The sequence below is a fragment of the Shewanella hanedai genome, assembly GCF_007197645.1.
Classification (GTDB): Bacteria; Pseudomonadota; Gammaproteobacteria; order Enterobacterales; family Shewanellaceae; genus Shewanella; species Shewanella hanedai.
On sequence record NZ_VKGK01000049.1, the window covers coordinates 1 to 19,780 of the forward strand.

Consider the following 19,780-nt stretch of genomic DNA (forward strand, 5'->3'; position numbering starts at 1 on the left):
GTGTTCATGACAATACTCCTAGGATGGCAACCTCAATTAGGCGCCTCTAGAAAGTATTTAGGATGAGAGCATAGATATGTGTTTTTATCTTTTTTGCCGCATAGCGGCTTCGTTCAACAAGGGCTTAAAGCTGGATGCTGCTCTTTTATCTCTAATGGTAACCAACTTTTCTAGCCTATTTACAAGGCGTTAGCCATCAGACCTTAGGAGTAATAAATGAGCATTAGTGTAAAACGAGCAACATTAGAAAATCTAAATGAGGTTAGTGAGTTATTTAATTCTTATCGTGTTTTTTACAAACAAGATAGCGACTTAAAATTGGCTATGAGTTTTATTACCGACCGTTTAAAAAACAAAGACTCTGTAATTTTTTATTCGCATGATGCAAATGGTAATCCTTTGGGTTTTACTCAATTGTACCCAATGTTTTCTTCAGTTTCTGCTAAGTCTAGTTGGGTGTTAAATGACCTCTATGTATCATCTTCTGCTAGACGTTTAGGTGTCGGTAAAAAGTTGATGGATACAGCTAAATCATTTGCGATTGAAACAAACTCAAAAGGTATCGCTCTTGAGACAGGCGAAGATAACCTAAATGCTCAGGCTCTATATGAATCACTTGGTTATGAGAAAGGTGTTGGCGTCTATAACTATTTTTTAAGTTTATAAAAGGCTTAACGAACGACTATGGCGTCAATAACTTATTTTTACCAGTATTCTCATCCCACATGACGTCATCCCTCAACATCGAATTTAAGATGACGACCATCTTTCTGACGCATGCAATGATGGCGACTTTTTTGGGTTTTCCTTGCCCAATTAATCGCTGATAAGTTGCTTTAAATACTGGGTTGCACTGCATCGCCGACATCATTGCCATATAGAGTACCGTACGCACTTGTGCTCGACCGCCTTGGACGACACGTTTGCCTTTATAAGCACCACTTTCTTTGATCATTGGTGCAACACCTATTAGCGAAGCGGCTTGTTTATTCGTGATATAGCCTAACTCTGGCACATTACTGATAAGAGATGCAGCTGCTATTTTCCCGATCCCAGGCATGCTCTGTAATATAATATTTTTACTTTGGTACTCTTCACATTCCTCAATCAACCTTTCAATTTTCAGCTCTATTTTACCTATTTGGTTTTTTATCGCAGTGAGTATAGGCTTAATTGTGGAAGCTAGTGTTTTCGGCAGGATTTGAATTCGGTTTTTTTCCATAGTTTGCAGAGTCAGAAGTTGATTTCTTCGTGTAACTAAATCACTCATTAGTCTAATTTTTTCTGGCTTAAGCTCAGTCAGCTTTGGTTTGATAGCATCTGCATAATGAGCGATAAGTTCAGCGTCTAATCGATCACTTTTAGCTCGTTGGCCGATAGCACCTGCGAACCGACGTACATGCATAGGGTTAGCTATTACGAAGGGAAGCTTCACTTCTGAACAAGCTATAATGAAGGGTATCTCAAGTCGACCTGTAGCTTCTATTACTATACGTTCAGGTTTGTATATTTTGATCTTGTTGATCGCTTTTTTAATGCCATCTTCATTATTAGAAACAGTGAAAAAGATATCGAGAGGGCGGATATAAATATCAAGATGTGATTTACCTGTATCAACTCCGACATTAATGTTTTCTTTTGTATTGGTATGCATAATAAGCGTTCTCTTTATTGCGAAATACGGGTTCATGACCCAGTCGACTATTCGAGGTTATTGCTTGGAGTTCTATATGATGCTCATGTTCGTTATCGGTCTCTCAACAGAGGAGCCATTAGGATATCGAGCTATCACATAGAAGGCTTAAGTTGCAGCAAAAGCTTGGGACTCACTTTACCCAATTTCACTAGTTATTATCCATACAATAAGGATAGGCCCCGTGGTAGATACCATAAACAACAATAACGTAAAAATCATTAGTCTGGTCGGGCAGTATGTTTATGACCATAGCGACCGGACTGTCAGTTTGGACGATCTGGCAAATTATACCGGCTTTTCCAAGTATCATTTTAATCGCATATTTTTTGCTGCGACGGGTTACCAGTTGGGTGAGTTTATCCAGCGGCATAAACTGGAAAAGGCACTGTACTTAATTAAATTGGGAAACCACAATATTATCGATGTCGCTCTTAGCGTCGGCTATGATTCTCCTTCATCTTTTTCTAGAGCGTTTAAAAAGAACTTCTCTGTTACGCCAAGCGACGTGGTTCAAGGTAATTTGCCGATCAATGCTCGTGCTGGCAGCCTAAAACCAAAAAAACGACTAACGGATCCCAAATTGGAACCTGTTTGGAAAACGTTACCTGAGCAAATAGTGTACGGTTTCTATGGCAAAGGTTTTAATGAGCAATCTTTTTCCGCGGTGGCTGGAGAATTATACGGCCGTTTAGCCGCTATGGCCGAGCCGTTAAGTTATGGTGAGTTACAGCCAATTGGCGTTTCTGTTGATAACCCGTGGGCGGGAGAGCAAACTGAAAGCCGTTTTTTTGCTGGCTTTGTTGAAGGTCTGTCCGCTCACCATGAAAAGCTGGACGCTTTTAAATGGCAGGCTGGCCGTTGGGCCTGTTTTACACACACAGGTCCACACAATTGCATGTGGCAAACTATTTCTCAGGTTTATGCACAATGGGTTTTGCCTAACCGCATCAAGCTCAAAGACCAACAAATAGTGCAGCAATATCTGAATAACCCGATGGAAACTGAGCCTGAAGCACTTAAAACAGAGTTATATTTTGCAGTGGAAGGCTTCGCAATAGAAAATTTTGCCGCAGAAGAGAAAGGTTAACATTCTGCCTGAAGTGACGTCTTTCATACGAAACGCACTTTCTGCACAGCTCAATTTTAATAGTGCATGTATATTTTCGGCATCGAATGTTCAATAAATAGAGAGAACTATGAGCCTAAAAATAACTAAACTTTGCTGTACTAGTCTTACGTTACTTACTCTTTTTGTCAGTGCTCAAGCCTTGTCTAGCGATGCTATTCAACTGAAGACAACAGAAGTTGACCTTTTTAATCAGCAAGATAATCGTCCAACTAAAGTCAAGTTTTGGTATCAAGGAGGGGCAGAACCTTGTAAAGCGAAGATTTGCTTATCACCGAAACAAAGCCGTCACCGCGTTGCTATTATCTCTCATGGAGCCTTTGGCTCTCCCCGTGAAATGAACTGGCTGGGTTATGCATTAGCCTCGCAAGGTTGGGTTGTTGCTGGGGTAGCTCATTTTGGTGAGTCTTGGGTTTATGGAGCAGAGAATATCGACCCCAGTTCGGTTATGCGCTTCTGGCAACGCCCACAAGATGTAAGCTTTACGATCGATAGTTTATCTGATGAGGGGTTATTTAATACCTCGCTTAAAACGGACAAGGTAATAATGCTGGGTCATTCATCAGGCGGATTTACCTCTTTAGCATTGGCAGGAGCTAGTTTAGAAGTGGGTAAGTCGGAAATCTATTGTGCGTCAGAAAAGGCAAAGAATGATAAGGGCTGTAGCTATGGCCAGCAAAGTAAACGTAAGGCAATGAGTGAGGACATGTTAAAGAAAATTGGTTTGCTACAAGGGCAAATGCGAGACGAGCGAGTTGCAGCTGTTATCGCTTTAGATCCAGCCTTAGGCCATGCGGTTAGCGAACAAAGCCTAGAAAGCATAAAGGTTCCAGCCTTAGTTTTGGGTTCCATAGAAAATGATTTCCTGCCGTACACTGAACATTCCAAATATTATGCGACTCATATTCAAGGTGCGAGTTTAATAGGCCTTGAACGAGGTGCGGGTCATTTTGTGTATATAGATGAATGCGATTCTGACCGAAAAGTTAAAGGCGTATTTTTATGTAAGGATCGAGAAGGTGTAGATCGTAAAGCAATACAGAATCAAATACTCGAACATGTATTTGGCTTTTTTTATAGGAATGGTTTTAGCTAAAACCATAAAGTTCGAAACGCTGATCTTTTTATCAGTTTTAGACAAACTGGGGTGAGGCGATCAAGATGGGCGATGAGATGAATACTGGCTTCTCAGAAAATGGTGCTACAGTGACCCCTGATGGGAAATACCTTTTCTTTAAAGAAGGCACTTCCGACCAACCACAGCCTTTAGCTTTCAATCGAGAATCACCACGTCTTTTTACATAGCCAAAGCTGTCTCGCTTCGCCACACGAAGCGATGACCATCATTTATTTCAATAAATACCTCAGCGTTTCGACGACTTGCCTGACATCGGTTGCCCATGCGTGAGCCGCGCCATCAACTTCTTTAAGTGGATGAATGATATCCTCACTGTGCAGGGTGATGTAGGGTTTGTTCAGTGCTGCGCAGTAGCCAGCATCAAACGCGGCATTCCATTGTTTGTATTTATCACCAAAGCGAATAACGGCAATGTCACAAGCTTCTATTAGTGTTTTTGTTCTCATGGCGTTGATTTTCGCAGAGCGGTGATCGCGCCAGTAACCTTGACCTTCATCGGTATTGGCTTGCTTGAGTAAGTCTCCAGCGCTGTCGCTCTCGTCATGATTGGTGACAGCAGACGAGAATACGATATTCAAATCTAACATCTGACAAGCTTGAATTATTTGATCTCTCCAATCGGTATGGATCTCTCCTGAAAGGTAAACATTTAACTGCATTTTGACTCCAAGGTTTAATCATCAATGGCAATAGTAAATAAAGCGAAGTTGCACGTTAATTCATATAACTACAGATTGAAATAGTTTGCTTGTCCTTGGACTTCTGCTAACTCAACTGCAGCTGAGGCGACGGCTAAGTCTTGTAGGCCGACACCCGTGCCATCAAAAAGCGTGATTTCCTTATCTGAGGTTCGTCCTGGGTGGGTGCTATTGATCACGTCGCCAATAGGGATGATGTCATTTGATTGAATCAATTCTGCTGAGACGGCGTGCTGCGCCTCACCAATGGTTATCGATTGTGCTAACTCATCGGTAAATACAGTTGCGTTGGAGAATAGTCTGGCATCAACCTCTTGCTTTCCTTTCGTGTCGGTCCCCATGCAGGCAATATGCGTTCCTGGTTTAATCCACTCTTGCTTGATTAATGCTTCAAATGCCGAGGTAATAGTAATGATAACGTCAGATTGCGCACAGAGTGTTTCACGATTAACTGATTCAAATGGCAGTGATCGCTCTTCGCATATCTTGGCCAGTTTCGTCAGTTTTGAGGCATCGTTATTCCATGCGACCACTTTTTCAAACGAGCGTTGATCTAACGCTGCTTGAAGTTGATAACCCGATTGATGACCTGCACCTATGATGCCTAATGTTTTAGATGCTTTACGGGCTAGATGGTTAATTGATACTGCAGATGATGCCGCTGTACGTATCGCTGTCAGGTAGTTGCCCCCAATCAGTGAGGCTAATTTTCCGGTATCGGGATCAAATAAAATAATGGTTGATTGATGATTGGTTAATTGCTTTTCACTATTTCCCGGCCAGTAACCACCTGATTTTAATCCTAACACCATCCCGTCGCGATCAAAGCCTGATTTAAAACCATAAAGGGCATCAGCATGACCAATGGCTTCACGTATGACGGGGAAGTTATACGCGGTATGTCGAGCCATGGCTGAGAATACGTTCTGTACAGCGACAAAGGCATCTGCACGTCCCATAATTTGCTGACATACCGCTTCAGATACAACGATTACGCCTTTTTCTTTGCCTAATCCAGTACTCGCTATTGAATCTGTAACAGGGATTAAATGTGAACTTGGTGTTGAATGGTTCATCGACTATTCCTAAATAAAAAGCTCCCATTGGCGAGTTTAAAAGGCTGTCATAGTTCAATTATGCTCCTGATAGGCAGGGGCAAACTGTAGTTGGGAACTAAGTCACTATGCCTATAAAAAACGATAGAAAATCCTTTTGCGCTTGCTCAATGGGAGAAACGTGAAACTTATTGACTCAAGTGTATTTATCTCTTTGAGTTATCTTTATTTGCCATTGTTTGTTGTCACGAATTAGTAAGCTTTACCACGAGCAGAAACAGGCCAGAGCGTCTCCACTTTTCCGTTGCGAACACCGACGTAATAATCATGCACATTACAGGTTGGATCACAGTGTCCTGGTACAAGTTTTAATTTCTCATTTATTTTTAGCGCGCCAGTGGGATCTGAGATAACCCCGTGTTCATCAGAACATTTGATATACTGGACATCATCACGGCCAAAAATATAGGGTAAACCACTGTCGACAGATTGTGCTTTTAGGCCTGCATCACAGATTGCTTTGTCAGCTTTGGTATGACTCATTACCGAGGTTAAAATGAACAGGGCGTTTTCAAATTCAGAGATCTTTTGACCATCTTTATCATGAATACGTTGATAATCAGCGTCCATAAAGGCATAAGAGCCACACTGTAGTTCATTAAAGACACCTGAGTTACCCTCGAAATAATAAGACCCAGTACCACCTCCCCCTACGATGTCACATTCAAGCCCTTCCTTTTTCAACATCTCGATAGTGCGAGCGACCATGGCGGCTGCAATATCAATTTTCTCTTTACGCTCTAGGAAGTTTTCCATGTGCTGCATCGCGCCTTGATAAGCCTGAATACCGGCAAATTTGAGGCCTGGTGTTGCAGCGATTGCAATAGCAATATCTACAACGGGTTGACCCTCTTTAACGCCACAACGGCCGGCGCCACAGTCAATCTCGACTAGACATTCAATTTCAGTATTGTGTTTTTTAACGGCTGCAGCGAGTTCTGCCACATTATCAATATCGTCAACGCAACATAGGGTACGTGCGCCAAGTTTCGGCATGCGGGCCAAACGATCGATTTTTGCTGGATCGCGAACCTGATTTGAGACAAATACATCTTTAATCCCACCACGGGCGAACACTTCTGCCTCCGATACTTTTTGACAACACACGCCACAGCTGCCGCCTAAGCTCTCCTGTAGAAGAGCAATATCGACAGATTTATGCATTTTTCCATGGACTCGATGGCGAACGCCCATCTCTTTTGCAAACTGTCCCATGGTATGAATATTTCGCTCTAATGCATCAAGGTCGACCACCAAACAGGGGGTTTGAATGTCGGCTTCATCCATCCCCGGCAGGGCTGGAACGTCGTAACCCACAGCCAAGTCATTTGTCGTTGTAATTGTTGTCATTGTTCTCTCCATCTGTTTATCGTGATACCAACTGGGATCAAATTTACTGGCTCATCCAAGGAAGCTTGTCTAAATCAACATTGCCTCCGGTAATAATTATGCCAACTCGTTTACCTTTAAATATTTCAGGGTTCTTTATGATTGTTGCCAGTGAGACCGCGCTGCTAGGTTCGATAACGAGTTTCATGCGTAACCAAACCAGTTTCATCGCGTTGATAATTTCATCTTCAGTCGCCGTTAAAATATCGGTAACATGGTTTCTGACGAAATGCCAAGTTAGCTCCTTCAAAGGGACTTTTAGGCCATCCGCCACGGTGTTTGGCGCATCATCAGCGATGATATAACCCACTTTAAATGAGCGAGCAGCATCATCGGCGTTAACAGGTTCCGCTGCATAGATCTGTATATGTGGGGCTATCGTCGATAGGGTTAAGCAAGTACCTGAGATCATGCCTCCACCGCCGATGGGAGCGATGACAATATCCAGCCCACAAACCTGATCCATCAGTTCCTTAGAACAAGTGGCTTGGCCAGCAATCACGCGTGGGTCGTTATAGGGGTGAACAAAGTCAGCACCAGATTTTGCCACGACTTCGCTAAATACCGCTTCACGTGAACTGGTTGAGGGCTCACATTCAACAATAACGCCACCGTAACCAATCACGGCATCCTTCTTCGCTTGGGGCGCTGTGCTTGGCATGACGACAGTGACATCAATACCACGTTGACCTGCTGCGTATGACAGTGACAATGCATGGTTTCCCGATGAATGCGTGGCTACCCCAAGTTTTGCTTGCTCATCGGTCAATCCAAATACAGCATTACAGGCACCACGAACTTTAAATGCGGCAGCTTTTTGTAAGTTTTCACATTTAAAAAATAACTCAGCGCCCGTTAAGTTATTTAAGAAGCTTGAGGTGAGCACGGGTGTTTCATGAATGTAGGGTTTAATGCGCTTGTGGGCGATCAGCACATCATCATAAGTAGGGATGTACATTGCTGATGGATTTTTATTGTTCATATTGTCATCTCGATATTCATCCTATTACTGGTGTATTGATGAATGAAACGACGGCAACTGATGCGTTATTATTCATTCATATTCATGTTTTAATCACTGACTGTTGAAATTAACCTTATGGAAACTTCAGGAATCACGCAAAGGCTTTGGATTCCACATTATGAAATTATGATGGAGTTGTAATACTTGGTAGGGCTTTAGTGTATTGAAATATAAGGAGGTGGATTGAATATTAGCTTCTTGCGGCCTACAGTTTCCACAATACGAAATCAATTTGCATCATTTAGGGTTTGGTTTTGTTGTACTTTTAGCTATATATTCGAATATGCACCGTTATCGGAGTTCAAATAACAATGAATAAAACCAAAGTGAATGAAACCAAAGTTAATGAGATAAAGGTTCAGCCTCGAATTCAAGTGATCGACAGAGCGGCGACTTTGCTAGACGCGATTTCTCGTTACTCTATGCCTGTTACGTTAAAAGCGCTGAGTGCTGATACTAATCTGGCTCCATCTACCGCTTTTCGTATCTTGCATTCGTTAATCGATAACCGTTTTGTTGAACGAGATAGTAAGGGAAAGTACTTGTTAAGTGGCAGGTTACTTAGACTCAGTAATTATCCAAATAACAGCGTCGATTTCCGTAAGGTTGCGATACCGTATATGGAAAAACTGCGTGATAAATTTGGTGAAACCATCAACCTAACAACACGGGAAGGGGATGTGGTTATTTATGTCGAGAAAGCGCTCCCCAACCGGATGATGCATGTGCAACAGATGATCGGCAGTCGTGCTCCTTTGCATGTCACTGGCGTGGGGAAGATGATGCTAGGCATGGAGGGAGAGGAGGGCATTAAAGGCTATGCTCAGCGCACCAATCTACCGACATATACGCGTAACACGTTTTCTTCATTAGATGAACTCGTGAAGGAATGCATGGGATGCGCCGAACAAGGTTTTGCTTTTGATAATGAAGAAGCTGAGATTGGCGTTGGGTGTATTGGTGTACTGCTTTATGACCGATATGGCGAAGTGGTCGCAGGTTTATCTGTCTCAGCGCCTATTAATAGACGAAGAGATGAATGGCTTAACGGCTTGATGGCTGCAGGCAAATCACTTTCAGCTGAGCTTGGCTATGTCGACAATAACCAGTCTGATTAGTCTCTAGGTAGTTTGTATCGATGAGAGATAATGCTAGAGAAGAAGAGTTAAAATAATAAAGAGGAAGATATGTTAACCATAAACCGATTAAACCTAACCGAAGCCAAATTGATCATTGAAGGGGCGGTACAAAAAGCCGCTAAAATGGGCGTGCCTATGTGTATCTCTGTTGTTGATGAATCGGGCAGTTTAATAGCCTTTGAACGTATGGACGGAGGTAAAATTCACAGTGTAACCCTCTCTCAAGATAAAGCGTTTACCGCTGCATCGGCGCGAAAGGCCACACATACGTTCAACCAAGTGTGTATTCCTGGCGATAAAAACGGTTTATTCGGCATTCATACCGCGTTAGGTGGTCGTATGTGTATTATTGGTGGTGGTTTACCCATTAGCCATGATGGAACCGTGATTGGTGGAATAGGCGTCAGTTCTGGCTCTCCAAAGCAAGATGTAGAATGCGCGCAGGCAGGCGTTGATATGTTCAATCGACTATCATCACCAGCGCTGAGTGAGCATGTCTTATAGCTCACCTATTTCCATTCAAAACACTGAATATTTGAGTTATTCAGTTCAGCATAGCGTTAGCGGGGCTATTGCAAGAAGGGATACTTGCAATGAGTAGATGTTAAGGCCCTCTCTTGAGAGCCGTTTTTAACACTGGGTATTAACGCTTACGATGCAGATTGCTGTTTCAAATAATTCAGCGCGGCGATTCTGGTGGTAAAAACATGATCTGTTGAAATTTTATCCAGTAGTTTGATTTTATTAAAGTCCTTTCTGACTCGGTCACCGACATTGGATAAGATTATCTGTTTCCCTTCATTTTGATAGCCGACAATGATCTCTTCAATGGCGATAGTACTGGTGATGCCGACAAATCGGGCATCGGATAGATCGATCAATAATGTTTTATCCTGATCCGCTGTCGAGACGCATTGCTTCAGGCCTCTGGCAACACCAAAACCAATTGGGCCAGTGATGTGGAGTAAAAGCACACTCTCATCTAACGATTCAAATAATCGCTTCTCTTCGTCTGGCAAGTACACAGCATCTTTAGCCGTAAACAGTTTGATATTATCGAGTTGAATTTCAGATAATCGTCTTATCGTCACCAAGTTATCAATAAAGACCCCTATGAGCACGGCTGTGACTAAGTCAAACGCTACAGACATCAACATGACAGAAATCATCAAGACAACACTGAAACGGGGAATTTTGTGGATCCGTTTAAGAAAATTCCAATCAATAATGCTGATGCCAACATGCGTCAATATTGCCGCTAATACAGCAACGGGAATATAGGCGGTATATTCGCCAGCCCATAACACTATCGCTAAAATGAACAGTGCATGTAAAATGCCTGATAAGGGGGTGGTGCCACCCGCTCTTAAGTTCGTAATAGTTCGCATTGTTGCACCGCCACCAGGCAGTGCGCCAAATAACCCAGCCACAAAGTTACCAATCCCTTGCCCCACAAGTTCCTGATCGGAATCATGAAAATCATTACTTATTGTATCAACCGTTAAGGAGGTCATTAATGAATCGAGTGTGCTTAAGGTCGCAATAAGCAAGGCTGATTTAACCATTTCTCCGGCTAAGGCATTATCCCATATCGGTAAGTTAAGTGAAGGCAGATCACCAGAGATGGCACCAACCACTGGGATTTGTACACCACTGAAAACATAAAATAGGGTTGCGCCAATGACTGCAATGATACTGGCTGGCACGATATGGCGGTATTTTTGCGGCCATATAAAGAGGATTAAGATACATGCCAGTCCCACCAATGTATTGGTGCTGTCAAAAATGCTGAATGATATTGGTAGCTGGGTTAATGTTGCGCCAAACAGAGGCTCAAGTTGTGAAAGAATAATCAAGATCCCAATGCCTGATGTGAAACCGGATATCACTGGATACGATACTAAGGTGAAATACTTACCGAGTTTAAAAAAGCCAAATAGTATTTGGAATATGCCCGCGAGGCTCACCACTGTGAAAGCTGCAGCGATTCCATGTTCTGGAGATTGTGCAACGAAGCTGGTCAATATGGCGGCCATCGCGACGGTCAAACCGGTATTAGGCCCTGATATCTGTTGATTGGTTCCACCAAACAGTGAGGCAAATAATCCAGTGATGATCGCACAGTATATTCCTGCGCTAGCGCCGGCTCCAGAAGTGACACCAAAGGCTAGCGCAAAAGGCAGCGCCACAATGGTAGAGGTGAGTGCACCAAATATATCACCCTTGATGGTTCGACGATTAAAGTGGGATAAAGAAAGCATAACGACCTAATTAATATGGTTTGGTGAGTGGAGTTGATCACAACTCAAACATTATCACGATATGTTGATAAATTGATACGGAACAAGGATAGCAGGGAGGCTTACGTCTCACTATGATTTAAATTTCAATCGGTTTTACGATGTGAAATTTAATGCGATATCAGTCGTATTAAATGAGCCGTTTATCTATCACTTCTTTTAACACCCACAAGACAACCTACCGTGAAACGAATACTAATCTAGTCAGCATAACTCGCCTCAATATCTAATTTTCTAGCACCTTTAATGGATTTCAATGCCATCACGAACTTGGTATTTACCCAATGGTTAGCCGAGCTAAGTTAGTTATAAACGGCAGAATATATGAACTGAAGTTAAGATTGTTTTGCTAAACAATGTTGGATTGAACGTGGTTAGATCCCAGCTTAAAAATCTCCCTCTTTCGACTGAGTGCCAGATAAAACCAGTTGTTTCCACATTGTGAAATTAAAATGAATTTATTGTGGTTAACATTGGCGGTTAATTGTGCTCTATTGAATGAGCTACACAGAAATTGGGTTTAACACAGCCTCTTTCTAATCAATAGCCGCAGCTGGTATTACCTTTTTGTTCACTGGGTCAGCACATAACAGGTCTAATTTAATAAATATAAAAATGACCTATTTTTCAATCAATAAGAGTACTGTAGTTATGGAACAGGTTAATCAAACACACGAAAAAGATGAAAAACCGGGTGGGATTTTAGAGCGACTTTTTAAACTTTCTGCACATAGTACCACTGTAAAAACTGAGATAATGGCGGGTCTTACGACTTTTGTGACAATGTCATACATCATGTTTTTAAACCCTATTATTATGTCTAAAACAGGTATGCCCTTTGAAGGATTATTCTTAGCGACCTGTCTTGGTGCTGCCATCGCTACAATTTTGATGGGGCTCTATGCCAACTGGCCCGTCGGGCTTGCACCCGGAATGGGACTCAACGCTTTTTTTACTTTTTCTGTCGTTGGTGGAATGGGCTATAGTTGGGAAATTGCGTTGGGCGCAGTTTTTCTCTCTGGCGTGTTGTTTGTTTTAATGAGTGTTACCCGCCTAAGAGAGTGGATGTTAGACAGCATTCCCATGAGTTTACGGCTGGCAATGACCGCTGGTGTGGGTCTGTTTCTTGGTTTTATCGGTTTGCGTTTCACCGGTATCGTCATTCCGAACCCAGATAATGCACTAGCCCTTGCGGATCTGACTCACTTCGGTTTTGGTGAATTCGGCCCTGAAGCACCTGCGCTTGGTTTCCTCAGTTTTCTACTTATTGCGGTGCTTAGCTATCGTAAGGTGTTCGGGGCAATAATCATCGGTATTGCAGCGACCACTTTTATCGCATTTGTCATGACTTGGGTGTTACCCACTGATTTCTTTGTGGTTTCTGAAGCTGCTAAATCTTTTGCTCCAGCTTCTGGCTTTATGAGTTATAAAGGCATATTGGCTGTACCTGAGTTTTCTGCAATAGAGCCCATATTGTGGAAAGCCGATATCGCGGGTGCATTTCAAATTGCACTCATTCCTGTGATTGTGACTTTCCTATTTGTAAATATTTTTGATACGGCCGGCACCTTAATGGGCGTGGCTGAACGTGCAAACCTGCAAGATGAAAACGGTAAAATTGAAGGATTAAGCAAGTCGCTAAAAGCTGACTCTCTTGCATCTGTCATCGGTACTGGTTTTGGTTGTCCTCCGGTGACCTCTTATGTTGAATCTGCGGCCGGTGTGGCTGTTGGTGGACGTACGGGTCTTACCGCCGTGACTATCGGTTTGTTGTTTGCGGTAGGCATGTTCTTCTTACCGCTAGCACAGATGCTGCCTGGATTTGCAGTGGATGGTGCTCTTATCTACGTAGCCATGTTGATGATGAGCTCATTGAGAGGCTTAGATTGGGATGATCTTACTGAGTACGCTCCAGCGGTTTGCACCACAATAATGATGGCGTTTACCTTCTCTATCGCTAACGGAATCGCTTTTGGTTTTATCACCTACACGGTATTGAAAGTGGGTACAGGCAAGTCTAGTGAGATATCTAAGGGGATTTGGGCGCTCACAGCACTATTTGTCGCGAAGTTTATTTTTATAAACTAATCTTCAAAAGCTAAATGTCATCAATCAGGGTTTTCTATAGTAAGTTAACCCTATCGTGAGAACGAGCGACAGCTCTATAATGACAAAACCTATTAAGCCTTTCTTCAGAAAGGCTTTTTATTGGCTGTATAACGTATGTGGCCTACTATGGTACAAGGCTTCTTTAGCAGGAAGTGACCAGCGAAACTTCACTGTCACCATTATCTCATCTTCCATTCCAATCTTTATGGTAGACCTCTATCAAAGCGACAGGAAGTTGCCATGCAATAGCAGTACTTGCGATGTCATAGCCCTTAGTGCTTTAATTGCCTCCATTAACGATATACAGCCTTTAATGTGATGAGTTGAGCAATGCTATTAGAGGATTATTAAGTTAAACAGAGACGAGTATAGTTCCTGCCATAACCATATTTAAGTGAACTAGGCTTATTATTTATGTAAATAGAGTTGGGATATGATTAAATATTTGTAGTTACTGTTTTATGGGGCGGTTCTAATCAGTAGTTTAATATGTTTTACAACTTATTCAGTAATGCTTTATTTATAATTAAAGTTATATTAATAGTGACTTGGTTTCTAATGTGTCTTATTTTATTTTTGTTATGATTGATGAGGTAAATAGATTTATTTTTTTAAGTTTTGTATTAGTAATGGATTTTAAAATATCACTGTTAATAAAGTTGGAAGAAAATATTTACTGTTTTTATGCCTATATTGCATTCGAATATTAGAAATTAAACCCCGGTTTAGACCTAAAACGTCATCTCACATTATGGATTTATCAGGAGAGGTAGCCGTTTTCAATTCCACATTATGGAAACGCAAACGGCTATATTGTGGCTATTGATTCAAGGCATCTTCAAGTGCTGCTAAACATAAAATGACGTTTTCACTTCTTGCAGCATAGCCCATAAGGCCAATTCGCCATGCTTTACCTGCTAGATCGCCAAGGCCAGCACCTATCTCTAGATTGTACTTATTGAGAAGGTAGTGGCGGACTTTAACGTCATCAATTCCCTCTGGAATGTAGATAGCATTCAGTTGTGGTAAACGTTCCTCTTTTGGGACAATGAATTCGATGCCTAATTTGGCTAAGCCTTCAGCAAGCGCTTCATGCTGTATTTTATGGCGTTTTATGCGGTTTTCAAGACCTTCACGGTGCAACTGAACGAGTGACTCGTGCAATCCATACAATGAGTTAACTGGGGCGGTATGGTGGTAACTTCGCTTGCCATTTCCTGACCAATAGCTCATTACAAGTGATTGATCTAAAAACCAACTTTGAATTTTCGTTTTGCGTTCTTTAATCACATCAACGGCTTTTTGACTGAATGATATGGGCGATAAACCAGGGACACATGACAAGCATTTCTGGGATCCGGAATAGATAGCATCAATTCCCCATTCGTCGACTTTAAGCTCAATTCCTCCTAAGGAAGTGACGGCATCAACAATAGTGAGGCAGTGATGCTTTTGCGCCAGAGCACATAAAGTTTTAGCATCAGATACCGCACCAGTGGAGGTTTCTGCGTGAACAAAGGCGACAAATTTCGCGTCAGGATTAGCGATAAGTGCTTGTTCTACTTTGTCTATCTCAACTGCTCGTCCCCAAGGTGAATCAACAACAATAGCTTCAGCACCAATTCGGGTGACGTTCTGGATCATGCGGTCACCAAAGACGCCATTACGACAGACGATCACTTTATCGCCAGCTTCTACAAGGTTAACAAAACACGCTTCCATCCCCGCAGAGCCTGGCGCTGATAGTGCGATTGTAAACTCATTTTTAGTTTGAAAAGCATACTGAAGTAAGGCTTTAACTTCATCCATCATTCCGACGAACAGGGGGTCTAGATGTCCTATTACTGGTCTTGAAAGTGAAGCTAGAACTTCAGGGCTTATATCTGAAGGACCTGGGCCCATTAAGATCCTTCGAGGAGGATTAAAAGATTGAAAGTTCATGTTATATGCCTTTATTTGAGAGAGGGTTATTTAATTAATATTTGATATCAAAACCTGTCACAAGTGTCAAGTTTATGGCTGGCGTATCGTTTTCATAAAACTGTTGAATCCTTTTTGGAAAATAATTGAGTTGACACTGAAGTCAGGATTTGTAAGCTTGGTTAAGATTTAGTCAGAGCACAATTTGTCGTTAACAGTGTTATTTTCTCTATTTTACTTGTCATAAAATATGAGTTTGATTAAGACTGGAATTAATAATGAAATTAATTTTATTGTGCTTTATAAATTTACTGTCTGAATGTTATTTAATAATAATGATGTTTAGTAAAAATATAAATATAATAACTAAGAAGGAATGATTATGAGGTTCTGTAAAACAGCGAGTGCTATTGCTACAAGTTTAATTGTCTCGTCAGCGCTAATAACGACAAATGCTACTGCGGAGAATTGGAGCAATACAGAAGTACAACTACAAGCATTGGGTGAGTTGGAGGTTGTTGGCACAGGTGGTACTGCTACAACAACGATTGTGACATTCCAACATGCTGGTGGATGGGATTACGGTGATAACTTTTTCTTCGTCGACTATAGCCGTTACGATGTCAATAACGATGCTAATTTTCCTGTCGAAGACAGTAGTGAATTCTATGGTGAGTGGTATTCAAACTTTAGTTTGGGTGCCATTACTGGCAATGATCTCTCATTTGGTCCAGTGAAAGATATTGGGCTTGTGGCAGGTTTTAACTTTGCGCCAGAAGTGGATAGTGCATGGCTTCTTCCTGGTGTGAGGTTTTCATTGGACTTGCCTGGCTTTGCTTTCGCACAGGTTGATGTGACTGGTTATATCCATCAAGGTGGTGGCAGTGCTTCCTCTTCTGTTTTCACTGTTGTGAATGAAGATTCAAGCTTCATGGTTGATTTTGCTTGGGCCTATCCTTTTAAAATTGGGTCTACAAGCTGGAGCCTAGAAGGGCACTTAGAATATATCGATGGTCGTGAACAGACTAACAATTTTGGCAAAACGGATCTTGAGTACTGGATCTTGTTTCAACCGCAGCTTCGTTTAGATTTAGGTGAACTGTTAGGTACGAATGCCAATCAATTGTTTGTTGGTATTGAGTATCAATATTGGAAAAACAAACTCGGTGAAAAGGGTACAGATGATAATGCCGCACAATTCTTAGCGGTATGGCGATTCTAATCTAACTATTAGCTGTGATCTGTAGCCAGTGATCATAAATCCTAATGATCACTGGCAAGCCCCTTTATGGTGAGATTACCAGTAAACATATCCCCAGCAACGGGCACTGTTACTGAATACCTTAGTTAACCTCATTAATGAGTGTTTGTTGGCAATAGGCGAGTCGTTGACGGATCCCATCAAGATATTGCGAAGCGAGGTTATGGATTAGATACCAGTGAGTTGGTGTCGATTCAGGTGTTTGGTTGAAGAAAAGGCTTTCGCAGGCTAAGAGCTTGTCTTGGCTTGAATGGTTAAGCCAAGATGAGATATGGCTAGATGACATCTCTTCTAACTTCGAAATAGATTGTTGGCGTTGTTCTTCTGCACAATCAATGTGCTTTCCTATCTCTATCAACTGAGTAAATGGACATTGGCTATCTATCGATGGCATCAAGTTGTGTTCTATAACGCTTGTATTTTTACGCTCTGGCTCGGTCAGGTAGAGCTCTCTCCAATTAAGGTTATGTGTCTGTAACGCTAGCGCTATTCGGCGCTCACCTAGCCAATTATGCACCATGCAAGGCAAGTGTTCTTGCTTGGACATCATTAGATCACGACTGAGACTTGGCAGTAAAGACATGCGCTTAACATGTAGTTGCCCTGATAGCTGAGTCATGAGTACTGTGGTGACTAATCCTGTTGATGGCCAACAATTGAGCCTTCCTTCCAACTGTTCTGCGACTTCGACTAATTGTTGAGTTAATAACGCTTCTTCTGCTTCGTCCAAAAATCCAGTGACAACAAAAGGGGCCTCAGAACCGACAAATGGACCGTTTGAGATATTGATTAGCGAGTCGGGTGTGTCCTCTTTACTGCTTGGAGACTCGGTTCCGTTAAAAATGAAAGTGACACCATTTGCTGCTATGTCCCAATTTCCTGACGCGTTTCCTACAATGGTTGCAGTGGTAAATAGGGATGATTGAGCGGGAGAGTTGACTATCTGCATTGGAGCCTTTGAGTGTGGAACACTGGGTAAGCGATGATTATCAAGCAGATGTTACCTACTGATACCGATGTGCTTAAAATGTACCAATATACAGGTGGTTTGTAAATTCAAGTGATTGGCAAATCATCACATATCTAAAATTAGTCAAGCTGGCGTGGTATTGAGCCAATGTTGCCTTACTTTTAACAACTATATTGACATTAATGAGTCTACACTTGTTAACTTTTTGTCGACAATATCGAGGTTTATTATTGACCAGTATGGAATAGTTGGCTATATTGTCGACAATGTATTTGTAATGTGATTGTTAGAAGACTATGACTTTTTTCAATGAAGAACCTATAACTGCTGCAGATAAAACATTTTTTCAGCTACGAAAAGATATTGTTGAAGGTGGTATTTTAGCAGGATCTAAATTGAGCGAAGCTGAGTTGTCGACAAAGTACTGCGTCAGTCGTGCCATTATTCGTGAAGCTATTAATCGTTTAGAGTCATGTAATCTTGTCGAGCGTAAAGCGAATATCGGCGCTCGAGTTGTCGCATTAACACCAGCCGGTTTAATTGATCTCTATCAAGTACGTGAGTCATTAGAAGGCATGGCAGCACGTCTCGCCGCTAAGAATATGACGCCCGAAGAGATCGACAATCTCAATTCGTTACTCAATTCCCATTTTCAAAAAGTGAAAACGGGTGAGTCATATTATCAAGAAGCAGGTGATGTTGATTTTCACTATCGCATCATCTTAGGCAGTAAAAATAAACACCTAATCACAATGTTAATTGATGGGATCTATCATCTGGTTCGCATGTATCGCGTTCAGCTTGGTATGTCAGGGCCTAGGATCACCACGGCTTTTGATGAGCATAGACATATCGTTCAAGCCATATCGAATCGTGACGAAGAGCTCGCTGAAATGCTGATGCGTCGCCACATTATGTATTCAAAGAAAAATGTAGAAGCCAAACTCGTTAAGAGTTAACACCCAAATTATATATTTAGTTTAAGAGCTAGCTTAAGGAGATGAAGATGAGTGCAGGGAAAAAGTTTCGTCAGGCATTAGTAGACAATAAGCCACTGCAGATAGTCGGTACTATTAATGCTTACACGGCCATGATGGCCAAACAGATCGGTCACAAAGCCATCTACTTATCCGGTGGTGGTGTTGCGAATGCATCATACGGACTGCCGGATCTTGGCATGACATCGCTTAATGATGTGATTGTTGATGTGCAGCGCATCACCTCTGCATGTGATCTCCCTTTACTCGTTGATATTGATACGGGTTGGGGCGGAGCATTTAATATTGCCAAAACAGTGCGTGATATGGAGAAAGCAGGGGCTGCTGCGGTTCATATGGAAGATCAAGTGGCGCAAAAGCGTTGTGGTCACCGTCCTAATAAAGAGATCGTGTCGACGGAAGAGATGGTAGATCGCATTAAAGCGGCCGTTGATGCTCGTACAGACCCTGACTTTTTCATCATGGCTCGCACAGATTCATTTGCGCAAGAGGGACTAGAGGCTGCAATTGCGCGTGCTAAAGCCTACGTTGCTGCTGGCGCTGATGGTATTTTTGCTGAAGCGGTTAAAACTGAAGCCCACTATCGTGCCTTTTCTGAAGCACTAGATGTGCCGATTTTGGCCAATATCACTGAATTTGGCCAAACAGAACTTTGGAACAAACAAGAACTAGGAGAGTGGGGCGCTGACATGGTGCTTTATCCTTTAAGTGCATTTCGTGCCATGAACAAGGCTGCTGAGATGGTGTATTCATCAATACTTGAAAATGGCGATCAAAAAGCCGTCGTTGATTCAATGCAGACGCGTATGGATCTGTATAACTATCTTGGATATCACGATTACGAAGAGAAGTTAGACAGTTTGTTCGCGGAAGGTAAAAACAAATAATCTCAATGAT

General features: G+C 42.1%; 17 protein-coding genes. 9 read left to right on the forward strand and 8 right to left on the reverse strand.

Annotated features, from left to right (window positions below):
- The first annotated feature begins 216 nt into the window (after positions 1-216).
- Complete coding sequence (locus FN961_RS24080; RefSeq protein WP_185972875.1) at positions 217-666, forward strand: GNAT family N-acetyltransferase; 450 nt, start codon at positions 217-219, stop codon at positions 664-666.
- A 16-nt stretch (positions 667-682) separates the two neighbouring features.
- Here FN961_RS24080 and FN961_RS24085 read toward each other — a convergent pair whose 3' ends face one another.
- Positions 683-1,654: an IS110 family RNA-guided transposase gene (locus tag FN961_RS24085; RefSeq protein WP_144042692.1), complete on the reverse strand. Its 972-nt coding sequence runs from the start codon at positions 1,652-1,654 to the stop codon at positions 683-685.
- A gap of 223 nt (positions 1,655-1,877) precedes the next feature.
- Between FN961_RS24085 and FN961_RS24090 the strand changes: the two genes are divergently transcribed.
- Both FN961_RS24090 and FN961_RS24095 read left to right on the forward strand, forming a co-directional pair.
- Positions 1,878-2,783: a helix-turn-helix domain-containing protein gene (locus FN961_RS24090; RefSeq protein ID WP_144042693.1), complete on the forward strand. Its 906-nt coding sequence runs from the start codon at positions 1,878-1,880 to the stop codon at positions 2,781-2,783.
- A 109-nt stretch (positions 2,784-2,892) separates the two neighbouring features.
- Entirely contained in the window at positions 2,893-3,918 is a 1,026-nt protein-coding gene (locus FN961_RS24095; protein WP_244950677.1) for an alpha/beta hydrolase family protein, read from the forward strand.
- A gap of 251 nt (positions 3,919-4,169) precedes the next feature.
- On the opposite strand, the gene FN961_RS24100 is transcribed toward FN961_RS24095, so the two are convergent.
- From FN961_RS24100 to bhcB, 4 genes are all read right to left on the reverse strand, one after another.
- The gene (locus FN961_RS24100) at positions 4,170-4,619 is read right to left on the reverse strand and encodes a YtoQ family protein (protein WP_144042694.1); all 450 of its coding nucleotides are present in this window, start codon (positions 4,617-4,619) and stop codon (positions 4,170-4,172) included.
- 68 nt (positions 4,620-4,687) lie between these two features.
- Positions 4,688-5,734 (reverse strand): iminosuccinate reductase BhcD, encoded by a 1,047-nt coding sequence (bhcD, locus tag FN961_RS24105; protein ID WP_144042695.1) that lies wholly within the window; start codon positions 5,732-5,734, stop codon positions 4,688-4,690.
- A 231-nt stretch (positions 5,735-5,965) separates the two neighbouring features.
- Entirely contained in the window at positions 5,966-7,123 is a 1,158-nt protein-coding gene (gene bhcC / locus FN961_RS24110; RefSeq protein WP_144042696.1) for a 3-hydroxy-D-aspartate aldolase BhcC, read from the reverse strand.
- Positions 7,124-7,166: 43 nt separating this feature from the next.
- Entirely contained in the window at positions 7,167-8,144 is a 978-nt protein-coding gene (gene bhcB, locus FN961_RS24115; RefSeq protein WP_221936146.1) for a beta-hydroxyaspartate dehydratase BhcB, read from the reverse strand.
- 353 nt (positions 8,145-8,497) lie between these two features.
- On the opposite strand from bhcB, the gene FN961_RS24120 reads away from it, so the two are divergent.
- Together FN961_RS24120 and FN961_RS24125 are read left to right on the forward strand one after the other, a co-directional pair.
- Positions 8,498-9,304, forward strand: coding sequence for an IclR family transcriptional regulator (locus tag FN961_RS24120; protein WP_144042697.1), 807 nt, complete (start codon positions 8,498-8,500; stop codon positions 9,302-9,304).
- A gap of 69 nt (positions 9,305-9,373) precedes the next feature.
- The gene (locus tag FN961_RS24125) at positions 9,374-9,829 is read left to right on the forward strand and encodes a GlcG/HbpS family heme-binding protein (protein ID WP_144042698.1); all 456 of its coding nucleotides are present in this window, start codon (positions 9,374-9,376) and stop codon (positions 9,827-9,829) included.
- A gap of 146 nt (positions 9,830-9,975) precedes the next feature.
- Here FN961_RS24125 and FN961_RS24130 read toward each other — a convergent pair whose 3' ends face one another.
- Positions 9,976-11,586: a SulP family inorganic anion transporter gene (locus tag FN961_RS24130; RefSeq protein WP_144042699.1), complete on the reverse strand. Its 1,611-nt coding sequence runs from the start codon at positions 11,584-11,586 to the stop codon at positions 9,976-9,978.
- A 690-nt stretch (positions 11,587-12,276) separates the two neighbouring features.
- Between FN961_RS24130 and FN961_RS24135 the strand changes: the two genes are divergently transcribed.
- Positions 12,277-13,713, forward strand: a complete 1,437-nt coding sequence (locus FN961_RS24135; protein ID WP_144042700.1) for an NCS2 family permease — start codon at positions 12,277-12,279, stop codon at positions 13,711-13,713.
- 840 nt (positions 13,714-14,553) lie between these two features.
- On the opposite strand, the gene FN961_RS24140 is transcribed toward FN961_RS24135, so the two are convergent.
- Positions 14,554-15,675 carry a pyridoxal-phosphate-dependent aminotransferase family protein gene (locus tag FN961_RS24140; RefSeq protein ID WP_144042701.1) on the reverse strand — a complete coding sequence of 374 codons (1,122 nt, stop codon included), beginning with the start codon at positions 15,673-15,675 and terminating at the stop codon, positions 14,554-14,556.
- A 361-nt stretch (positions 15,676-16,036) separates the two neighbouring features.
- On the opposite strand from FN961_RS24140, the gene FN961_RS24145 reads away from it, so the two are divergent.
- The gene (locus tag FN961_RS24145) at positions 16,037-16,876 is read left to right on the forward strand and encodes an outer membrane protein OmpK (RefSeq protein WP_144042702.1); all 840 of its coding nucleotides are present in this window, start codon (positions 16,037-16,039) and stop codon (positions 16,874-16,876) included.
- Between the two features lie 121 nt (positions 16,877-16,997).
- Here the strand turns inward: FN961_RS24145 and FN961_RS24150 are convergent, their stop codons facing one another.
- Positions 16,998-17,864 carry a hypothetical protein gene (locus tag FN961_RS24150; protein WP_144042703.1) on the reverse strand — a complete coding sequence of 289 codons (867 nt, stop codon included), beginning with the start codon at positions 17,862-17,864 and terminating at the stop codon, positions 16,998-17,000.
- A gap of 317 nt (positions 17,865-18,181) precedes the next feature.
- Between FN961_RS24150 and FN961_RS24155 the strand changes: the two genes are divergently transcribed.
- Positions 18,182-18,844 carry a GntR family transcriptional regulator gene (locus FN961_RS24155; RefSeq protein WP_144042704.1) on the forward strand — a complete coding sequence of 221 codons (663 nt, stop codon included), beginning with the start codon at positions 18,182-18,184 and terminating at the stop codon, positions 18,842-18,844.
- A gap of 47 nt (positions 18,845-18,891) precedes the next feature.
- Positions 18,892-19,770, forward strand: a complete 879-nt coding sequence (gene prpB, locus FN961_RS24160; protein ID WP_144042705.1) for a methylisocitrate lyase — start codon at positions 18,892-18,894, stop codon at positions 19,768-19,770.
- The last annotated feature ends 10 nt before the right edge of the window (positions 19,771-19,780 follow it).